The sequence below is a fragment of the Oleiphilus sp. HI0128 genome (assembly GCF_001635365.1).
This window is the reverse complement of sequence record NZ_LWGG01000563.1, coordinates 1-684: the sequence shown is the minus strand read 5'-3', so window position 1 is coordinate 684 and position 684 is coordinate 1. Positions and strand designations below refer to the sequence as shown.

Sequence of the window (684 nt, the reverse complement as noted above, 5' to 3'; positions counted from 1 at the left end):
GCCTTGCTAGCCCTGTACTGCTTGTCGATAAATCTTTGTTGGATGAAAATATTGCACGCTTGAAAGAAACCCTAGAAAAAGGGTTTGCCTATCGAGTGGTGGCAAAATCTTTACCCAGTATTCCTATGCTGGAATATATACTGTCCGAAACTAATTCCTCTCGTTTAATGTGCTTTCACCTTCCTTTTCTTATACATATTGCAGAGCATAAATGGCCCGTAAAGCCGGACTTGTTGTTAGGAAAACCTATGCCTGTCATGGCGCTTAGAGCTTTCTATCAGTGGTATGAGAAGCAAGGTGAGCCGCTAGACTTTGAGCCAGCAGAGCAAGTTCAATGGCTGATTGACTCAAATGAACGCTTGAACGAGTACGAGGCTGTTGCTTTAGAGTCAGGGCTCAAGATGAAGGTTAACCTTGAGGTCGACGTGGGTTTGCATCGTGGTGGCTTTGCTGACATGAGTGAGTTTAGGTCTTGTCTAGAGCGTATTAAACAATCTGATTTATTGAGCCTTAGCGGACTAATGGGTTACGACTACCACGTTGCCAAGGCGCTTAATATTTTGGAAGGAAGGGCTGTCGTGGCTCGTGCTGCAAAAAGTAGCTATCAGCGTTTTGTTAATGTGGTTGACGAAGTATTTGGTTCTCATGAAGGGCTATGTTTAAACGCAGGGGGAAGCCCAACTT

The 684-nt window shown here is 44.6% G+C and carries 1 protein-coding gene; it reads left to right on the top strand.

Features of this window, described 5'->3' with window-relative positions; all coding sequences use genetic code 11:
* On the top strand, nucleotides 1-684 hold a 684-nt coding region (locus A3763_RS06650), incomplete at both ends, for an alanine racemase (protein WP_197482817.1).